Source organism: Haliea alexandrii (assembly GCF_003719295.1).
GTDB classification, from domain to species: Bacteria; Pseudomonadota; Gammaproteobacteria; order Pseudomonadales; family Halieaceae; genus Haliea; species Haliea alexandrii.
In genome coordinates, this window is record NZ_RFLW01000001.1 from 648,399 (window position 1) to 666,050 (window position 17,652).

Sequence of the window (17,652 nt, forward strand, 5' to 3'; positions counted from 1 at the left end):
AGGCGGGGCCCACCTTATCAGCTCATTACGCGTTCTTTGCCCTTCATTTTCACTTCCCTTTGAAGCCGTCCACAATCGCTTGCAGGCGCGATTCACTGGCGTTTTTTGCTTCTTTCAGCTGTTTACCCGCGTCATCAATTTTATCCTGTAGCTCCCGCGTACGGCTCTTCATTTCCGTCTGCAGGTCGGCGCGCGCCTTCTCGCTCTCCGCCTCGGCCATCTTGCGTTCCGCCTCGGCTTGCTCCGCATCGATTTTGTGATTCAGTTGCTCAATGCGTTTTTCAATCATTTCGGTAGCAGAATCGAGTAGTGACATAGGTATTTCTCCGTGAAGTTGGCAAAGTGAAGCCGGGGTCGTGCCAGACCCCGGCAACGTACTTACGGTGACGGCGGTTTGCGGCCAGACACCAGGTGGATGACCAGCAGAATGATGCCGATCACGAACAGTACCCAGGATATCTGCCCGGCGATGGCGGCGATGCCGGATGCGCCAAGCAGGCCGGCAACAAGGCCGACAACCAGGAATATAAGTGCCCAATACAGCATGGTAGTTCTCCTTTTTAGTGGTGCTTCTGGTGATAAACGGCGGCGCCAGTGGCGCCACCGGTGCTGCGTTGTTTATCAGCTGTTTACCTGCAGTTCGTTGTTCACGCCTGTCACACCATCAACCTGACTCGCAATTTCGCCGGCGAGGTCTTTCTCTGCAGAGCTATCGATACGACCACTGAGGGTGACTTCACTGCCGGTCGTATCGACGTTGATCTGCAGCCCGCTGGTTTCGCTGTTGGCCAGCAGCAGGGTTTTCACCTCGGCCGTGAGGGTCGCGTCTTCAACGCGTTCCGAGAAATCGCGGCCATTCTCGTTGCCACGGGTGTCATCGGCCACCGTCAGGCGGTTGGTCACGTCCGTGATCCCTTCTACACCCTGAGCGAGTTCACCGGCCAATTCCTTGCTGACCGTAGAATCTACCGCCCCGGTCAGGACGACCGCGCCATGGGCAACGTCAGGGTCAATGGTGAAGTTGTTCAGGTGCCGGTTGAACAGGTATACGGTTTCCAGCTTGCCTTCCAGCCAGGCGTCGCTGGCTTGCTGCTCAAAGTCGGTAGCCGTCGAGGTCTCGCTGTCCTCCGCGACGGCCGGCGTCGGCGCTGTCACTGTGTTCGCCGTGTGACTTTCATCGTGATCGCTGGCATGCAGCGGAAGCGAAAGAAGCGAGCCTACGGCGAGGCTGGCACAGAGCATTCTGGCGGGTTTGCGTGTATCGATCATGTGTTACTCCTTGGTTGCGCCTGAGGTATCGCCGACTTTGATCTGTGGCGATACGAGCGGCTGTCGGGGAGGGTGAAGCGAGAACCATGCCAGCAATGTACGCCTCGGTCCGTTTTGCAAGCCGCACCGTCGCCGACGAAGCGGGTTGCCCTTGTGCGCGAGTCGGCCCGAAAGCCGCGTGGGCAGGGCGTTCTGCGGCGGGAGCGATCGCGTTGCCGCACGTGCCTCAGGGCTGGCGATGGCGCCACGGGAGCCGCCCCGGGTCGGCTGGGGGTGGGGCACCGGGTTTGAAAAAATGACTGCTCGCAGGCGATTTTTTTACAAAATGTGCTGCGTCCGCTGGTTGGCGTCGCGGGCGGCCGGCGCAATTGCGCGCCGCAGGGCGGCCCGGATGGGTTGGTGCGAAACCTGCATGGTAGAGGGGGAGAGAGGTTTCAAGAGGGTGTCGATGTGGACCAGGGAATGCCATCCTCCAATCTGCTGGGAGCCCAGGTTTATACCGCTGACGGCGTGGAGATTGGAGTGATCTCGGAATTGCAGATTGATCCCGCGGCAGGGATCGTCAGATTTGCGTGCATAACCCGGCCCGAGGGGGACGCCGTGCTGATGCCCTGGGCGGCGATGTTTCGGGTGAAACACAAGCGCGGCTTCGTGTTGACCCACCGGGGCGAGGAGCTGTTGCAGGAAAACAAGGATTAGCCAGTAGCCCTCACAAGCGGTGCCCGGGGGCTTCCGGTCAGTCTTTTTCGTCGTATTCCTTGAGTTTGTTGTACAGCGTTTTCAGGGCAATGCCGAGTGCTTCGGCCGCCTCCTTCTTGTTGCCGTCGCAGGCCTCGATGGTGGCCAGGATTTGCTGCTTTTCGGTTTGTTGCAGAGATTCACCCACCGAAATACGCAGATACTCGCCGGCCTGCTCAATCTGCCCCTCAGGCAGATGTTCCGGCTCCAGCGTCTGTTCCGCGAGGATGTAGGCCCGTTCCACGGCACTTTTCAGTTCGCGCACATTGCCCGGCCAGGGGTAGGCGACGATTGCTTCGATGGCATCCTGCGAGAAGCGTTTTGCATTGTCGTGTTGGGCGTTGAGCTCATGCAGAAACGCATGCGCGAGCCCCGCCACGTCGCGCTCACGCTCGCGTAATGGCGGCATGCGCAGGCAGAACTGGGCGATGCGAAAGTAGAGGTCCTCGCGCAGCAGGCCGTCGCGAATGGCCGTTTCCGGGTCGCGGTTGGTGGCGGCGAGGAAGCGCACATTCATGGTGAGGTCCTGTGTGCCACCCACCCGGCGGAACTTGCCGGTTTCCAGAACGCGCAGCAACTTGACCTGCAGGTCCAGCGGCATTTCACCCACTTCATCCAGCAGCAGCGTGCCTCCTTCGGCCCTTTCGAAGTAGCCCGCGTGGCGTCGTTCGGCGCCGCTGAAGCTGCCCTTTTCGTGGCCAAAGAGTTCACTTTCGGCCAGCTCGCTGGCAATGGCGCCACAGTTCATGGCCACGAAGGGGCCGCTGGAGCCAGACATCTGGTGCAGCGTTTGCGCAGCCAGCTCTTTCCCGGTGCCGCTCTCGCCGACGACCAGCACGGTGGCGTTGGAGGGCGCCACTTTGCGTACCACGCGATAGAGCTTGCGCATGGCCGGGGAGTTGCCGCGCATCATGCCGAACTGATCGATGGCGACACTGTCGTCGACACCGGCCTGTGTGCGCTGCTGCTCATATTCCTGGCTGATGTCCTCCAGCAGTTCCGAGACGAATTCGGTGTCCAGCGGTTTGCGGAAAAAGTAGCTCGCCTGCTCGCGAATGCCACGCTGCGCCCGGGCCGGGTCGTCGTCGTGATGCATCAGGGCGACATCGGTGTGATCCTGCAGCAGGCTTTCTTTGCCCAGCAGTTCAAGCCCGTCACCATCCGGCAGGTCCAGCGCAACGAAGGCCACTGCGGTAGCGCTGGCCTTGTCCTTTAGAGCGGCCCGGCTCTCGGCGATGGAACTGCAGTGCAGCACGTCAAAGCCCTTGTCCGTGAGCAACGTAGAAAGTGACTGGACGGTATCCCCGTCGGGGTCGATGATCAGGCCCAGTGGCACCGGGGCGCTTGGCGTTACCACCAGGGGTAGAAGTCAGGCATGGCGGATGCCTTGCTGCGGAAGGCCGGCTCGCGCTTTTCGCGGAAGCTCGCAACGCCCTCTTTGCCGTCATCCAGACTGGTGTAGAACATGGCAATGGAGTCTACCTCGTGCGCCGTGCGGGGGTGCTCGGCGGCGGCGTTGCGGTAGAGCATCTGCCGGGCCAGCGCTATGGCAACCGGAGAGCGGTTGCTGATGATGCGCAGCGCCAGCGCCCGCGCGGCGGGCAGCAATTCGTCGGGGGCGTATACGGCTTTCACCAGGCGACCGGTAAGGGCTTCCTGTGCATCGAAGATGTCGGCCGTGTACACCCACTCCAGTGCCTGCTGAATGCCGACGATACGTGGCAGGAACCAGCTGGAGCAGGCCTCGGGCACGATACCGAGCTTGCCGAACACGAAGCCGATGCGCGCGCGGTCGGAGGCCAGTCGAATATCCATGGCCAGCGTCATGGTGGCGCCGATGCCCACCGCGGGCCCGTTGATGGCGCCGATCACGGGCTTCGTGCAGTCAAAAATCGCGAGCGTGACGCGGCCGCCTGTGTCGCGCACGCCGTCAAGAATTTCGGGGTCGTCACCGCGTTCGCGCACATCGTCGATGGTGGGTGTGAGCGACTCGTCGAGACCAAAGGGGCTGCCGTTCTCCGACAGGTCCATGCCGGCGCAGTAAGCGCGCCCGGCGCCGGTTACCACAATGGCACCGATGGCATCGTCGTCGCTGGCCCGGCCGAAGAAGTCGATGAGCTCGTGGGCCATCTCCACGGTGAAGGCATTCAACTGGTCCGGGCGGCTCAGGGTGAGGGTGCAGACCCGGTCTTCTATGTGGGTGGTGAGTGTCTGGTACTGATACATGGTGATCTCCTAGAGGAAGGGCCCATCGACGCAGCCGCGGCGTCCATCGGGTGCGGCACAGGCACCGCAAATGCCCACCCCGCATTTGGTGAGGTAGTCGATGGCGCTGAAGATCTGCTCCGGCTTGCAGAACTCGCGCTGCACGGCTTCCGCGGCGTGTACCATGGGCTCCGGCCCACAGTTGTAGAAGACCAGCGCGCTCCGTTCAGCATCGCTCATGTTGCTCAGCCGTTGCCGCAGCAGCTCGGTCACGCGGCCGTGGAAGCCGCTACTGCCGTCGTCTGTTGCCACGTGCAGGTCGGCGATTTGCGCGCACTCGTCGAGAAAGTAAAGCCGGTTTTCACTGCGTGCGCCAACAAAGATTTCTGCATTGCCGAAATCCCGCGCAATCTGGTACACCGCCGCCAGCCCCGTGCCCCCGGCAACCGCCATGATGCGGGCGTCATCCGGCGGCTCGACTGGCACGCCGTGTGGCCCGCGCACATAGGCTTCGGTGCCCACTGGCAGGTCCATGAGCGTGTGGGTGAACTCGCCCAGGTCGATGACAACCAGTGAGAAGGGGTCGTCAGTCAGCGCCGAGAAGGGCTTTTCGCCCAGGCCCGGAATCCACAGGAAGATAAACTCCCCGGCCTGCACATTGATTTTGCGGTCGAAGGTGAGGATGGCGATATCGTCGCAGACCCGCTGGTTGCTGACCAGCGATACCGGGCGGAACTGCATGTCGATGTCGTAGCGTACCAGGCTTTCGGCGCGGTCCTGTGTGTGGTCCAGGTCCAGCTGCAGCGTGTGGAAGTAGGCCTGCATGTCGGCGGTGGTCATGCCCACCAATGCTGAGCCGACACCCACCACGCTGGCACCGGCGTCGAAGAAGGCGCGCACATCGGCCGCGCTGCTGGCACCGCCACAGCCGATCACGGGCAGCCCCGTGGCGGCGACAACCTCCCTGACGCATTTCAGGGCGATGGGCAGCACGCCCTTGCCGGACATGCCGCCGGCACCATTGCTGAGCACGGGGTGACCGTGTGCAGAGGTGTAGCCGGGCCCCAGGGTGTTGATGGCACAGAGCGCGTCAGCGCCGCCCTCGGCAGCGGCCTGAGCGATTTCGGCAATGTTCGGCGTGTTGGGGGTGAGCTTGGGGATGACGGGGATATCCACCACGGCTTTCACCGCGGCGGTAATGGCACGCACCATCTCCGGGTCCTGGCCCATGGCCATGCCGTAGCCCGTAGCGTGCGGGCAGGACAGGTTCAACTCGAGGCCGTCGGACACCGGGGCGAGCAGCTTTGCCACCTCGACGAATTCCTCGAGGCTGCCGCCAAAAATAGAGGTCAGCAGGAAGCGGTCCTGCGGCACACGCAACTGGCCAAGCAGCGCCACGGATTCTTCGGCGCCGGGGTTGGTCAGCCCCACGGCGTTCACAAAACAGCCCGGGGCGTACTGGCTGAGCACGGGTTCACGATTGCCGAGGCGCGGCTTCAGGCCGATGCTCTTGGTAGTGACGACGCCCACTTCGGGCATGTGGTCGAAAACATACTGGATGATCGACGTCGCCGTGGTCACGATACCGGACGGAATCGTGAAGGGCCCGGAAAGGGTCTTGCCGAAAAATTGCGTAGTCAAGGTGTCACTCGAAGCATGGGCTGGGTGAAGCCGGCATTATACTGCCTTGCCCCAGTCGAGTCGAAACACGGGGCGCTGCGGGCCCCGACCGGGGCATCAGCTGCGCGCACCGGCCGCTCAGGTACCGCAGAACGTCTGGTAGACACGCTGTCCCTCCTCGGGGGGCAGGGCCAGCGCACGGCTCGCCGGCTGCCACTGCGTGGGCGCCGCCAGGCGTTCGACAAGGGTGTGGAAGGGCGCAAAGTCGGCGTTGTCGGTGGCCGCTGCCAGCGCCGCCTCGACCAGGTGGTTGCGGGCTATGAATACCGGGTTCGCACGGTACATCGCGGTCTGGCGCTGTTGCGGATCGCACGCTTCTCGCGCCAACCGTTCCCGCCACTGTGCCAGCCAGGGGTCGAACGCGTTGGGCAGTTTATACACCTCGCCAATAGCCTGCGGGTTGCCGGGAACGGGGTGCGCCAGGTCTGCCAGGCGGCGGAAGGTCAGGGTGAAGTCAGTGGCGTGCTCTGCCATCAAGGTGTAGAGCTGCTCGATCAGCGCCGCGTCATCGGCCTGTGGTTCGCCCAGCCCCAGTTTGGCATTCAGGCCCTCGGTGTGTGCCTGGAGGAAGTGGTCGCTGAAGGTATCGACGGCAGCCTGCGCCAGGGCCACAGCCTGCTCGGCATCGTTGTGCAGCACCGGGACCAGAGCCTGCGCCAGCGACGCCAGGTTCCAGTGGGCGATGCCGGGCTGGTTGCGATAGGCATAGCGCCCACCGTGGTCGATGGAGCTGAATACGGTGTCCGGGTTGAAGGCGTCCATGAAGGCACAGGGGCCGTAGTCAATGGTTTCTCCGCAGAGCAGCATGTTGTCGGTGTTCATGACGCCGTGGATAAAGCCCAGCAACTGCCATTGGGAGATCAGCCTCGCCTGCGCCTGGATAACGGCGTTCAGCAGTGCCAGCGCGGGATTTTCGGCTGTAGTCTGCTCCGGGAAGTGGCGCTGCAAAGTGTAGTCCACCAGCAGGTGAAGCCCCTCGGTGTCCTTGCGTGAGGAGAGATACTCAACGCTGCCGATACGCAGATGGCTGCTGGCTACCCGTGCCAGAATAGCACCGGGCAGCGCGCGATCGCGCATGACGGGCTCTCCACTGGCCACGGCGGCCAGTGCCCGGGTGGTGGGCACACCCAGTGCGGCCATTGCCTCACTGACGATGTACTCCCGCAGCACCGGGCCCAGCGGTGAGCGCCCGTCCCCGCCGCGCGACCAGCGGGTGGGGCCGGCGCCTTTCAATTGCAGGTCAAACAGCCGCCCCTCGCCATCGCGCAGTTCGCCCAGCAGAATGGCTCGGCCATCACCGAGTTGCGGGTTGAAACCACCGAACTGGTGCCCCGCATAGGCCGCCGCCAACGGGTGGGAGCCCGGTGTTATGGCGTTGCCGGCGAGCCATTCAGTGCCGGCAGGCGAGGACAGCCAGTCCGCGTCCAGGCCCAGGCGCTGCGCCAGCGCACGGTTGACGCGGATCGGCGCAGGCGCCGCCACCGGAGTGGGCTCCAGGCGCTGATAGAAACGCTCGGGTAGCTCGGCGAACGTGTGTTCCAGGGTGGGAGGTGTGCCGGTGGGGGTCATGAGGGAGCTCTCTCCGGATCAGGCTTCCACGTCTGCAGCGCTGGCCTGACGAATGTGTTTTGGAACGCGCAGCAGCAGTACCATGGGGATGGCGGCCAGGTTTACCCACATCAGCAGGTGGAAGTCGTTCACATACGCGATTTCTGCCGCCTGCCGGCTGACGGTGGCGATGAGTTCCCCTGGCAGCGCGGCCAGCGTGCCTGGGTCGTGCACCCCCTGCGGCAACCCCGATTCCGGTGTCAGCCGCGCAGCCAGCTCCTGCTGGTTGATCCACATATTGCGGGTCAATAATGCCATGATCATGGAGACACCGATACTGCTGCCCAGATTCCGCGACAGGCTGAACAGCGCCGCCCCCTCATCGCGCAAATGCGGCGCGAGGGTGGCGTAGGCGAGTGTCGTTGTTGGAATGAACACCAGCCCCAGCCCCAGCCCCTGCACAAAGCCGGTAATGGCCAGCGTTGTCTGCCCTACCTCCAGGGTGAAGCGGGCCATCTCGGCCAGGGTGAAGCTCGCGGTGCACATGCCAACAATGATCAACAGCCGCGGATCAATGCGTTTCATGAGCCTTGCGACCACCATCATGCCGAGCATGGTTCCCACACCGCGAGGCATCAGTACCAGGCCGGTGGTGACCGCCGGGTAACCCTTCCACACTTGCAGGAACGGCGGCAGCAGGGCCATGGTTGCCAGCAGTACGATGCCCACCAGGAAGATGAACAGAACGCCGGTGACGTAGTTGCGGTCGCGAAACAGTTCAGGTGAGACAAAGCGCTGGTCACTGGTGAAGGTATGTACGGTAAACAGGTACAGCCCGAGGCAGATCATGACCGCGTAAAGCTGTATCTCCAGCGACTCGAACCAGAGCACGTGTTCACCGCGGTCGAGCATCAGTTGCAGCGCGCCCACGGCCACTGCCAGCAAACCGAACCCGAGCAGGTCGAAGCGTTTCTCCACGGTCGCGGTTTTGGGTACGAACCAGTAGATGCCGATGAGCGAGGCAACACCCAGCGGTACATTGATGTAGAACACGTAGCGCCAAGAGTAGGTATCGGTCAGCCAGCCGCCGAGGGTGGGTCCGAGAATGGGCCCGATCATGATGCCCATGCCCCAGATACTCATGGCGGAAGCATGTTTTTCCTTGGGGAAAGTGTCCAGCAGGATGGACTGCGAAAGTGGCGCGAGTGACGCCCCGAAAGCACCCTGTGCAACGCGCCACATCACCATCTCGTTGAGGCTGTTGGCCTGGCCGCAGAGCATGGAGGTCAGTGTGAATCCGGCAACCGACCATAGCAACACCGAGCGGCGGCCGAAGCGCTGCGCCATATAGCCGACCGGCAGAGTCATGATGGCGGCGGTAACAATGTACGAGGTCAGGATCCAGATGACCTGGTCGCTGCTCGCGCCGAGGCTGCCCTGCATGTGCGGCAGGGCCACGTTGGCGATGGTGGTGTCAACGACCTGGATGATGGTGGCCGGCATAACGCTGGCGGCCACCAGCCACGGCGCTACAGTGCGCGGGCTCACAGCGGGTTGGCAGCCACCTGGTTCCCGCTGTGTGCGGGCTGCACTTGCGCATTCGCCAGTGGTTCGGAGGGCTCCGTGGCAATACGTACTTGAGCGCTCATGCCGGCGCGCAGCACTGCATCCTGCGGTGCGCTTTCCAGCCGCAGGCGTACGGGGATGCGCTGCACCACCTTGACCCAGTTACCGCTGGCGTTCTGTGCGGGGATCATCGCGAACTCGGAACCACTGGCGGGGCTCAGGGTGTCAACCCGCGCCCGCAGAACCTGCCCCGGATAGGCATCAATGGTTACCTCGGCAGTTTGACCGGGCCGCACGTGCGTCAGCTGCGTTTCCTTGAGGTTGGCTTCAATCCAGATGTCGTCGGTGGCCATAAGAGTCACCACCGCAAAACCGGCCATCGTCATTTCACCCAGCTGGGGTACTTCATTGGCCACCGTACCAGCGGCGGGTGCGGTGATGCGTGTGCGTGAGAGCTGATAGCGTGCCCGGTCAAGCTGCGCCTGCGCCACTTGTATATCGGCCTGTGCTTCCAGCGGCATCTCCGGGCTGCCACCCAGTGCCGCACGCAGCCCTGCCAGCTTTTGCTTGTTGATGGCAATTTGCGCCTGCGCGCGTGCGAGCCGCTGGCGGGACTCGTCCAGGTCAGCCTCGGAGATTGCCGAAGGCCCCATGCGCTGGTTGCGCGTCAGCTGGCGCTGGTAGAACGCGGTATCTTCCTCTGCCTGGCGGATCTCCGCCTCAACCTCGGCATAATCCGCCCTGCGGACCATGATCTGGTTCTGTACCTGCGCCAGATGGGCCTCGGCTTCGGCTACCGCGAGCTGGAATGGCTGGTCCTCCAGTTGCACCAGCAGTTGTCCCGCCTCAACCGGTTGGTTGGGTTGCACCAGTACGGCCTTGACGATGGCATTTACCTCGCTGGACAGGGCCAGCTTGTTGGCCTTCACGTAGGCGTTCTCGGTGCTTATGTTGCCTTGCCCGCCCAGCATGAACCAGGCAACAGCCAGCGCGCCGGCAACCAGGCCCGCACCCATCAGCAGGCGTCTTTGCACTAGCAGTGACATGCTTTTCTACTCCTCTCTGCCCAGGTTCAGGCGAATGCGTTCCAGCAGTGATTTCAATTGCACGATTTCGTCGAAGGACAGGCCTGCCAGTGCCTCGCCACGGGTGAGTTCCGCCAGCTCGCGTAGCGTAGTCAACGCGGGCTGCGCCGCAGCCGTCAGGTAGATGCGAAAACAGCGCCGGTCCTGTTCGTCCCGGCGGCGCTCCAGTAGGCCCTCCTGCTCCAGTATGTCCAACTGCCGGGTCAGGCTGATGGGTGCCACATCCAGTCGCTCGGCGAGCTCTGCCTGCTTCACGCCCTCTTCCCTCGCCAGGGACCACAGTACCTGCCACTTCGAGCGGGTCAGGCCATGGGCCCGGGCGCGACGGTCGTAGTTGCGTCTCAGCAGGCGAGCCGTGGTGTGCAGTTCGAAGCTGAGCTGGTCGGTGGCGTCGTTGCGCGCGCGGCTCACGTGCGTGCCCTCTTGGTTGTAGGGTGGCTTATTATAAGCATGCTTATGAAATTATCAAGCGAGAGGGCGGCATGACCAACACCGCGAGCAGGGGGTCTGGTGCACAGCTGGCGTAACATCCCGCACTGCGGAGCGCTTTACTACACCTCTCGCCAATGGCAGATTGTCCTTACCCATGACAACAGCCCCCCGCGATAGGGCACGGAGCCAACACCACATGAGCACAACCTGGGACACCCTGATCACCGACGCACTGGTTTTCGATGGCAGCGGCGAGGCACCCACTACGGTCGATATCGCTATCCGGGACGGTAAGGTGGCGGCTCGCGGTGCCGGGCTGCCCCGCACCGAAGCGGCCCGCGTGATCGATGGCAGCGGCCAATGGCTGATGCCAGGCCTGCTGGATATTCACACACACCTCGATCTGGAGGTGGATCTTGACCCCCGTTTACCTGAGGTGGTGCGCCACGGCACCACGACAGTGCTGGTAGGTAACTGCAGCCTTGGCACCTGCTTCGGCCAGCAGGTGGAGGGTGAACAGAACCCTATCGTCGACTGCTTTACCCGGGTGGAGAACATCCCGAAAAAGGTGCTGAGCAAATGTGTGGAGGCAATAACCTGGGACAACACCGGCGATTATATGGATCACTTCGACAATCTCGCGCTCGGTCCCAATATTGGCGCCTTCGTGCCTCACTCCATGTTGCGCGTCGAAGTGATGGGGCTGCAAAACAGCATCAGTCGCAAACCCACCGATGCCGAGCTGGTTCGCATGGAAACCCTGTTGGACCAGGCGATGGAGCAGGGTTACCTGGGCTTGAGTACCGATGGCCTTCCCTTCCACTATCTCGCCAACGAGCCGCATACAGACCAGCGTATTCCCACCCAGTTTGCCGGTTACACGGAGCTCAAGCGTCTGCTTGGGGTGGTGCGCCGGCGCGACAGGGTATGGCAAACGACGCCGCTGATCGAGAATCGCGCCAAGGGCATGCTGTATTTCCTCTTCAGTAGTGGCCGGCTGTTCGGCAAACCACTGAAAACATCGGCTTTGTCGGTGATGGAGTTCGTGCTTGCGCCCAAGGCGTCCAATGCGTTTCTTGGCCTATCGAAGTTGATCAACAGTGCATTGCTGAAGGGGCGCATTCACTTTCAGGCTCTGGGTACTAATTTCCGCCTTTGGTCAGATGGCATTGTCAGCCCCGTATTTGAAGAATTGCCATCCACCTGCAAGCTTATCGCCAAAGAGTACGATGATGTTGCCGGCCGTCGCGCGCTACTCGACGATCCCGAATTCATCGCCGAGTTCCGCCGCGATTGGGAGCACGGTCGCAAGGGGCGCAACCTGGCAACCCTCAAAGCGAAGCTGGGGCTGCCGGATAAGCTGGTCATTCGTGACCTTGATCGCATGATCTTCGATGGCGCACCGGTGGCGGACTGGGACGGAGAGAGCATGCAGCAGGTCCTGGATCGGCTGCAGCGAGTGCAACGTGGCCAGGCAGGCGAGGCGCGCTCGGAGGACGAGCGGGAAGCATTTGCGCGATTCCCCGCCCCCACGGGAGATGAAGTCGACTTCATGCTGCATCTGCTGCGCGAGTACGACAAATCGTTTCGCTGGTGGGTGGACGTGGGAAACAAGGATAATCGCGCGACCCTCGGCTACTTGCTCCACCCCAGCGCGCTGCCGGGCTTCAACGACTCAGGCGCCCACCTCACCAATATGGCATTTTTCGACGGCAATCTGATGTCGCTGAAGCTGGCGCAGGCCGAGAGCCTGGCGACGGTTGCCACCATGGTGCGGCGCCTGACTCGTGAACCCGCTGAATTTTTTGGCCTGGACGTGGGCAGCCTGGAAATCGGTGCGCAAGCGGACATCACAATGCTGGACCCGGCGGCGCTGCAGGGCTGGGACAGCAATGACCATCGTGCCTTCATCCACCGTGAGCTGTTTGATCACAAGCAGATGGTGAACCGCTCCGATGGCGTAGTCACCCGGGTGTTGATTCAGGGCGAGCCAGTGTGGCAGGAAGGTAACTTCACTGAAGTGCTGGGCAGCCGGCGGCTGGGGCGGGCGTTGCGGGCTGCCTGACCGCTGCAACCTAGTTGCCGTCGGAGTCCTTGCCTTTAAACAAGCGCTGCAGGAAGCGCCCGCCTTCTTCCTTTGCCTTGCGCTCGAGTTCATTGCGGGTCAGGGAAGCGATGATGTCTTTGCTGTCGACGCGGCACCAGCTGGCCGGGCTGCCGTCGAGGGTGCCACTGCATAGCACGGGCCAGCTGATAGCGGTGAGGCGCTCATTCACTCGACAGGCCGGGTCGAGTTCGCTGAGGGTGGGCGCAAGCCGCGCACTGAATGTCGCGTTGAAAGCGTTGCTGTTGAGATCCAGGCTACCGGTCCCGCGCAACCCAATGTGTTCTAGATTGGCCTGCAGCGGGTCGAGCTGCGCCTTGCCTTCGCCCAGCGTCACACGTGCACTCAAGTCTTCGAAGGTGCTCTGCTGTGGCAGTTGCGCGCTCAACGATGCCTGATTGACCTGTGCAACCACCTCGCAGAGCATGCGCTCCACCCCGAATTGCTGCAGCACCATGTCACGGGTTGTCAGGTTCAGCGGGCCCTGCAGATTCTGCAGCAGTGTGTCGCTGGTGTTGCCACGGCTTTGCAGTTCCCAGCGTGCGTCCGCGAGCCCGGTGAGCAGCGGCTCCGACTCCAGCGCCGCGAGCAGTGCTGCGCTATCCAAACCGGTGAGTTCACCGCGGGACGACAATACGGCGGTGGCGCGGTGCGCATCCAGACTGCCGCTGGCGCTCAACGCCCCGCCATGCAAGGTGCCGGTGATGGTGTCCAATTTCAGTACGCCTTCCAGCGCCCGCAGGCGCAGGCGCAGGTTGTTGATCGTGTGCGGCCCGAACACGGCGCGCTCAACCTGCAGGTCGGCCCGGGTGTCGGCGAGGCGGATGGCGTCCAGCGGCAGTGCGGTGTCTTCACCGTCAGTGTCCGTGTTTGCGGTAGCGGCAGCATCTGGCCCGGCCAGTAGCAGCAGCGCGGGGTCCAGCAGGTTCAAGCGCAGCTTCGCATCAATTTGCGGGCTTTCGAAACTGCTGTAAGCCAGTGTGCCCTGACCGGTGATTTCACCGCTTGCCAGCTCCAGAGCCAGTTGGGCCCGCTGGGTGTTGATACCGATCGTGCCGCTGGCCTGGAGTTTCACCGGTTCCGGGGTGGCCCCGGCGATGGTGACAGTGAGTGCTTCCACTGTGGCCGTGCTCTGGTCGGCACTGACCGTAAAGCGGGTTTGCAGCGTGATAGCGAGGGCTTGCTCGCCTGCGATCTCCACGTTCGCACCGAGTTCGGCAGGCCGGCCCTCAAGGTTGATGTCATTTGCTTGGAGCGAGGGAATGTCGATGACCTGCGGTGCTGCGCCATTGGGCTGTAGCAGGCGCACGCGGGCTTCACTCACGGTGACATTGGCGATATTCAGGGCCAGCGGCAGGCCCAGTGCCGCGCCCGCGCCGGCCTCGGCACCGGCGCGCAAGGCTTGCCGGCGCTGCACGTAGAAGGCCTGCAGCTCGGCATCGCTGAGGCCGGCGGTGGTGCTGGCGGGTGCCGCTTCGGCCGCGGGCACGGTCACTTCAAGGCCGGCCAGCTCAATGCCCTTGATGGCCACCTCCTTCGATAGCAATGGCAGCAGGAAGACGTCCACCGACAGCCGCTGCACGCTGATGTCCGGCTGTTGCTCACCCGGGAGTTGCAGCTCGGTATCCTCCAGTCGCAGCGACAGGCGGGGCAGCAGCGACAGCCCGGCATCGCCGTTTACCCGCAGTTTGGCGCCACTGCGCTCTTCCAGCGTTTCCGTCGCGATCTGTATCAGCCGCGCTTCGTCCAGAAGCAGCGGCAGGAGTGCTGCGATCGCGAGCACCAGCACCAGCGGAATGGCAACGATGTAGATCAGTAGTCTGGGCATGCGAGCAACCATCGTGAAAAACCGTCTCACGATGGTAGCAGAAATCGCCGCGCATCCGCGCGTTGCGCACAGCGCTAGAAGTTGTAGCCCAGCGCCATACCGTAGGTTCTCGGCTCGATCGAGAAGACATTGGTGAACAGGCCTGAAGACGGATCGGTGACATACATGGCCACCAGGTGGTCGTCATCAGCAATGTTCTTGATATAGGCCCGGGCGTACCACTGCCCGTCTGCCGAGGTGTAGGTAGCCTGTGCGTTCCAGATGTCCCAGGCGTCAATGCGGTCGATGGGGCGATTGAACATTCGCGCATACATGGCGTCTTGCCAGTAGTAGTCCACACGCAGTGACAGTGCGCTGCTATCGGCAAACGACAGGTTGTACTGCGCGCCCAGACTCAGAGACCACTCCGGGGCGTTCTGCAACTGGTTGCCATCCAGGTTCTGCGCAATGCCATCGGTAATCGGCACACCGGCCGCCGTCAGCGCACTGCAGCTGGTGAACGGTGAGCCAAACTGCGCGGCGTAGACGTCCGGCGCCAGCAGGGCCACACAGTTGGATGCGTTGGACAGGTCCTTGAGCAGGGTGACGTCGCTGCGCCCTGCGGTGGGATCGCGGGTATCGAAGCTCTCAAAGTCCTGCACTTCGGTGTTCAGGTAGGCGAGGTTGGCGTTGACGACCCAGCTCGCATTCGGGGCAAACACCAGCTCCGCCTCGCCCCCCCAGATCTGCGCATCGGTGTTTTCGTTGAACGACGTGCGGTTGACGATCTTGGATACCTGCATGTCGGTGTAGTCGTACAGGAAGGCGCTGAAGTTTGCCTGCAGGGTGTTGTCGAGCAGCGTGTTCTTGGTGCCGATCTCCAGCGCGTCGACGAACTCCGGCGCGAAGTCGGGCTTCTGGCTGGGGAACTGCACGGGGTCGAAGGGCGGGTTGAAGCCGCCGCCCTTGTACCCGCGGGACAGGGAGGCGTAAGCCAGTGTGTCGGCCGTTACGGACCAGTCGATAACGATGCGCCCGGTGGTTTCCCGCCAGTCGTTGCTGGCGCGCCGCGTGGCAGTGGGAATGGGCAGGTCTGCGCCCAGAGGCTGTAGTACGGGGGCGCCAGTCACCGGGTCGTTGTTGAAGAGGATCTGCCGGTCTTCGATGGTTTTGCGGTCGTGGGTGTAGCGCGCGCCTACGGTGAGCTTCAGCGTGTCAGTCAGCTCGTAGTAGATTTCACTGAACAGCGCCTGCGAACGAATGCCGTAGTCACCGGTTTCATTATTGAATTGGGGGCCCACCCAGCCCACCCCTTCGAGGCCCAGGGCTGCCGCGGGAAACACACTGGCGAAGTAGTCAAAGCCGGATGAGAACACCCAGTACTGATTGTCCAGTTCAACATCCATCCAGAAACCGCCGACGAGAAAGTTCAGTGGCCCGTCAAAATCGGACTGCAGACGCAGCTCCGCAGATACCTGCTCCGAGGACTGGTTGGATTGATCGTAGGCTTCAAGGCCCGGACTGAAGGAGTCGATATGGCCGCCAACACTCCCGGTGGAATTGGCTGAAGGCGCGGAAATGGGCCACAGTCCATCGGCATACAGCGTGCCAGCCGCTGTGGGCGCGACCACCGGCAGCAGTGTCGGAATGGGAAAGGGGTCCGTTACGGTCCACTGGTAGTCCATTTGCGAGAGCACGGTGGTGTCCTGGTAGCCGCCGACAAAGGCCAGCGTGTAATCACCCAGTTCCTGCGCAATGTTCAGGGTCACCAGTGTCTCATCGGCGCGGTAGAGGGGCTCCCGCTCGCTGGCCACCTGGCGCAGGTCCCGGGGTACCTCGCCGCGCACGTTGGAGCCGAGTGTGAAAGCGCCTAGCGGACCGAGCAGGGCGTTGGACGCCAGGATGTTGGACAGCTGCGACGACGGGTTGGGTACATCGAAATCGAGGCGATCGGGCAGACAGCCCATGACGCCACTGGGGTCGTTCTGGCACAGCGTTTTCTGGCTGCGGGTGCGTGTACTGTCTTCATCGAACCAGGACAGCATCAGGTCGACCTGCGTGGTATCCGTCGGCACCCAGCGCAGGGATGCACGCAGCGATACCTGGTCGCGGCCATCGACATCGCTGCCGTTGTACACGTTCTCCGTGTAGCCCTCGCGGTCCAGCCACAGTCCCGCGAAGCGCAGTGCCAGGCTGTCGGTCAGCGGCAGGTTGATGGCGCCACTGAGTTTCTTGTGATCGTAGTTGCCGTACTGCCCCTCGAGGTTGCCTTCCCAGCCATCGAGGTTCGCCGGCCGGGTAATCATGTTGGCGGCGCCGCCGGTCGAGTTGCGGCCATAGAGCGTACCCTGCGGTCCACGCAGCACGGACACCTGCTCGATGTCGTAGTATTCGGTTTCGAACAGGCGCGGCGAAATTAACGGGACTTCGTTGACATGCACGCCCACACCGCTGTCTGCGGACGCCGCAACAAGGTTGGTGCCTACGCCGCGGATCTGGAAGTTATTACCGGTGAAGTTGCCCTTGGTGTATGACACGTTGGGCGCGGTGAAACGCATGTCTGCAAAGCCGTTGATTTGCTTGCTGCGCAGGGCCTCTTCGTCGAACGCGGTGATGGCGATGGGCACATCCTGCGCCGACTCGGCCCGTTTCTGTGCTGTAACGATGACCTCTTCCAGTTGTGCCTGTGCAACAGTCGGCAGCGCGCTGGCGCCGACGGCAATCAGCGTCGGCCACAAGTGGCGCAATGTGACGTAAACAGCGTTTTTCATTCCAGCTCCTGAATTATCATTATTGGTGTCAAGTTATGCTGGCCCGATGCGGGTTGTTTCAAGTTTATGCACAATCAGGTTAACGTAGCAACTTGGCAAATTTTTTGGCCGCAAGGGAAAAGCCGGTGAAAATCACGCTTCAACAACTGCAGCACAGTGTGGGTTTAGCCCGCGTTGTCATTCATTCGCTGGATTTCAGCATTTACCTCGCCTATGCCGATTTCGGTGGCGATCCGTTGTTGGTCACCGAGGCCGACGGCAAGCCACTGCGCACGCACAACATTACCGCGATGAAGCAGCGCCTGGCAGCGGTGCCCGTCCCGGCCCTGTTTCTGCGCCACCAGAGCGCTTACGATGAAATGGTGGGGCAGCCGGTGCGCGCCGGCGACAACAGTCTGGAGGTACCGCTTTCCCGCGATTGGGGTGACTTCCCGGAAGATCAGTAAG

The 17,652-nt window shown here is 62.4% G+C and carries 15 protein-coding genes; 3 read left to right on the forward strand and 12 right to left on the reverse strand.

Annotated elements, in window-relative coordinates:
• Positions 1 to 49: 49 nt before the first annotated feature.
• From EGJ68_RS03035 to EGJ68_RS03045, 3 genes are all read right to left on the reverse strand, one after another.
• Entirely contained in the window at positions 50 to 316 is a 267-nt protein-coding gene (locus EGJ68_RS03035) for a hypothetical protein (protein WP_123033060.1), read from the reverse strand.
• Between the two features lie 62 nt (positions 317 to 378).
• Complete coding sequence (locus EGJ68_RS03040; protein WP_123033061.1) at positions 379 to 546, reverse strand: DUF1328 domain-containing protein; 168 nt, start codon at positions 544 to 546, stop codon at positions 379 to 381.
• Between the two features lie 75 nt (positions 547 to 621).
• A complete protein-coding gene (locus EGJ68_RS03045) occupies positions 622 to 1,269 on the reverse strand; it encodes a BON domain-containing protein (protein ID WP_123033062.1) in 648 nt (215 codons plus the stop codon).
• Between the two features lie 450 nt (positions 1,270 to 1,719).
• Here EGJ68_RS03045 and EGJ68_RS03050 point away from each other — a divergent pair, with 450 nt between their 5' ends.
• Complete coding sequence (locus EGJ68_RS03050) at positions 1,720 to 1,968, forward strand: PRC-barrel domain-containing protein (RefSeq protein ID WP_158283467.1); 249 nt, start codon at positions 1,720 to 1,722, stop codon at positions 1,966 to 1,968.
• A 37-nt stretch (positions 1,969 to 2,005) separates the two neighbouring features.
• Here EGJ68_RS03050 and EGJ68_RS03055 read toward each other — a convergent pair whose 3' ends face one another.
• The 7 genes from EGJ68_RS03055 to EGJ68_RS03085 form a co-directional block, all read right to left on the reverse strand.
• A complete protein-coding gene (locus EGJ68_RS03055) occupies positions 2,006 to 3,364 on the reverse strand; it encodes a sigma-54-dependent transcriptional regulator (RefSeq protein ID WP_199227908.1) in 1,359 nt (452 codons plus the stop codon).
• Positions 3,358 to 4,233, reverse strand: coding sequence for a crotonase/enoyl-CoA hydratase family protein (locus EGJ68_RS03060; RefSeq protein WP_123033064.1), 876 nt, complete (start codon positions 4,231 to 4,233; stop codon positions 3,358 to 3,360). Before EGJ68_RS03060 ends, EGJ68_RS03055 begins: the two co-directional genes overlap by 7 nt.
• 9 nt (positions 4,234 to 4,242) lie before the next feature.
• Entirely contained in the window at positions 4,243 to 5,853 is a 1,611-nt protein-coding gene (locus EGJ68_RS03065) for a tRNA-dihydrouridine synthase (protein WP_123033065.1), read from the reverse strand.
• A gap of 117 nt (positions 5,854 to 5,970) precedes the next feature.
• On the reverse strand, positions 5,971 to 7,461 hold the full coding sequence (locus tag EGJ68_RS03070) for a protein adenylyltransferase SelO (RefSeq protein ID WP_123033066.1): 1,491 nt from the start codon (positions 7,459 to 7,461) through the stop codon (positions 5,971 to 5,973).
• An 18-nt stretch (positions 7,462 to 7,479) separates the two neighbouring features.
• Entirely contained in the window at positions 7,480 to 8,988 is a 1,509-nt protein-coding gene (locus EGJ68_RS03075) for a DHA2 family efflux MFS transporter permease subunit (protein ID WP_233248656.1), read from the reverse strand.
• Positions 8,985 to 10,052: an HlyD family secretion protein gene (locus EGJ68_RS03080; RefSeq protein ID WP_123033067.1), complete on the reverse strand. Its 1,068-nt coding sequence runs from the start codon at positions 10,050 to 10,052 to the stop codon at positions 8,985 to 8,987. Before EGJ68_RS03080 ends, EGJ68_RS03075 begins: the two co-directional genes overlap by 4 nt.
• Before the next feature lie 6 nt (positions 10,053 to 10,058).
• A complete protein-coding gene (locus EGJ68_RS03085; RefSeq protein ID WP_123033068.1) occupies positions 10,059 to 10,502 on the reverse strand; it encodes a MarR family winged helix-turn-helix transcriptional regulator in 444 nt (147 codons plus the stop codon).
• Positions 10,503 to 10,719: 217 nt separating this feature from the next.
• Between EGJ68_RS03085 and EGJ68_RS03090 the strand changes: the two genes are divergently transcribed.
• Positions 10,720 to 12,588: an N-acyl-D-amino-acid deacylase family protein gene (locus EGJ68_RS03090; RefSeq protein ID WP_123033069.1), complete on the forward strand. Its 1,869-nt coding sequence runs from the start codon at positions 10,720 to 10,722 to the stop codon at positions 12,586 to 12,588.
• 10 nt (positions 12,589 to 12,598) lie between these two features.
• On the opposite strand, the gene EGJ68_RS03095 is transcribed toward EGJ68_RS03090, so the two are convergent.
• Entirely contained in the window at positions 12,599 to 14,455 is a 1,857-nt protein-coding gene (locus EGJ68_RS03095) for an AsmA family protein (RefSeq protein WP_158283468.1), read from the reverse strand.
• Between the two features lie 74 nt (positions 14,456 to 14,529).
• Positions 14,530 to 17,205, reverse strand: coding sequence for a TonB-dependent receptor (locus EGJ68_RS03100; RefSeq protein WP_123033071.1), 2,676 nt, complete (start codon positions 17,203 to 17,205; stop codon positions 14,530 to 14,532).
• Positions 17,206 to 17,330: 125 nt separating this feature from the next.
• Between EGJ68_RS03100 and EGJ68_RS03105 the strand changes: the two genes are divergently transcribed.
• On the forward strand, positions 17,331 to 17,651 hold the full coding sequence (locus tag EGJ68_RS03105; protein ID WP_123033072.1) for a DUF6482 family protein: 321 nt from the start codon (positions 17,331 to 17,333) through the stop codon (positions 17,649 to 17,651).
• The last annotated feature ends 1 nt before the right edge of the window (position 17,652 follow it).